The organism is Okeania sp. SIO2B9 (assembly GCF_010672505.1).
Classification (GTDB): domain Bacteria; phylum Cyanobacteriota; class Cyanobacteriia; order Cyanobacteriales; family Microcoleaceae; genus Okeania; species Okeania hirsuta.
In genome coordinates this window covers 1-1816 of the sequence record NZ_JAAHGK010001429.1, presented here as the reverse complement: position 1 = coordinate 1816, position 1816 = coordinate 1, and the positions used below count along the sequence as shown (strand labels likewise).

The window sequence follows — 1816 nt, the reverse complement described above, 5'->3', positions numbered from 1 at the left end:
CTTTTTTGAGAAAATGTCTAAATCTAAATATAACGGTGTCGATCCTTTAGATGTGATGTCAAAATATGGAGCTGATACCGCGCGGATGTTTATCTTATTTAAAGCGCCACCGGAAAAAGATTTAGAGTGGGATGATGCTGATGTGCAAGGGCAGTTTCGTTTCCTCAACCGAGTGTGGTTATTGATAACTGAGTTTTCTGCAAATCATAGTTTAAGTGAGTTGAAAGTAAAAAATAGTGGTGTTACTCAAGCAGACTTGAAAGATTTGGGTTGGTCGCGATATTTGATTACTGAAATTACGAAAAATCTTTCTGCTTTTAAACTGAGAAATGTGGTGAAAGTTTATGCTGCTGCTGAAGTGAAAGCTGCAATAGAAGCAAAGTTGAATCATCCAGAAACTCAACAAGAGACTAAGAATGATTTACAGAAAGGGTTGAGTTGGATAGAAACTAAGTTTGCTACAGAGTTAACTAAAGCAGAGAAAGATGTACGACGAGCGGTACATATTGCTATTAAGGAAGTAACAGAAGATTTAGATGGAGATTATCAGTTTAATACTGCCGTTTCTGAAATGATGAAATTGAGTAACGCTCTTGCTGATGCTAGTTGCAAAGATTCGCCTATTTATGCGGAAGGTTTGGAAACTTTGCTGTTGTTGTTGGCACCGTTTGCGCCTCATATTATTGAGGAGTTGTGGCAAGTTGCTGGTAATTTTGGTTCGGTGCATACCCATTCTTGGCCTAAGTTTGATCCGGATGCTTTGGTTGTAGATGAAATTACCTTGGTGATTCAGATTAAGGGTAAAACTAGGGGAACTATTCAGGTGTCAGCGCAAGCAGATAAGGCGACTTTGGAAAAGTTAGCGCGAGAGTCGGAAGTCGCGCAGCGTCATTTGGAAGGCAAGGAGATTAAAAAGGTAATTGTGGTACCTGGAAAATTGGTTAATTTTGTGGTTAGTTAACAGGAGTATTAGACTGACACAGCTAAAATGGTGCAATAGTAGGGGCGAGTTTGAGCAGAAATTTTTATACTTACCCTAAAATTTATATAAACCCGTCCTCATGCACACTGATTAGATATGTCACGCTAGTAGTAGACCGACACACCTTAAAATGTAGGTTGGGTTGAACTGAGTGAAACCCAACAAAACCCTACTATAGCGCTGTGCGCAGGGAACAGGCAACAGGGAACAGGGAACAGGGGGAATAAATTGCCGTTTGCGCAGCATTCCGAAGGAATAATATAAGACTTCTAGCTCTTTTGCCCCTACTACAATTTGTAAATATACCAGCGCTCATTGCTATAATGTCTAATGTTGGGTTTATCCTAACGGATAAGCTCCGCTAACGGTAACTCAACCCAACCTACGCCTATTGAACCATTTCAGATGTTTCAGTCCAGTAGGGTAGTTTTTCAATTATCAGTTATCAGTTATCAGCTTTTTCAGTTAGTTGCAAATAATATCATGTCCGTTGGTATCGTTTGTGTAAAAGTTAGCGTGGATATTTACAGGAAATTTAAGTTTTTTTCTTGCTCAATTGCCTTCCTGTTTTTTGCCTGTTGCCTGTTGCCTGTTGCCTACCTTTTCTATAGAATACCGATGCTACCGGGCATGATATTATATCATGTTCGGATAATCAGTTATAATAAACCTTCTGCCTTCTAACCTTGCTCTTTCCCTTCAGCATAGCTGCCCTATGCCTTCTACCTTTGGTCCACAGATATTATAAGTATTCAACCGAACATGATATAATATCAAATCCGTTTAATTCGGTATAAAAAAATGTTCCATCTTCAACCATTACCAAATATTTCT

General features: G+C 39.1%; 1 protein-coding gene. It reads left to right on the top strand.

Annotated elements, in window-relative coordinates; all coding sequences use genetic code 11:
• A partial coding sequence (locus F6K13_RS31410) for a class I tRNA ligase family protein (protein WP_287289621.1) occupies positions 1–961 on the top strand: 961 nt, incomplete at its 5' end.
• Between the last annotated feature and the right edge of the window lie 855 nt (positions 962–1816).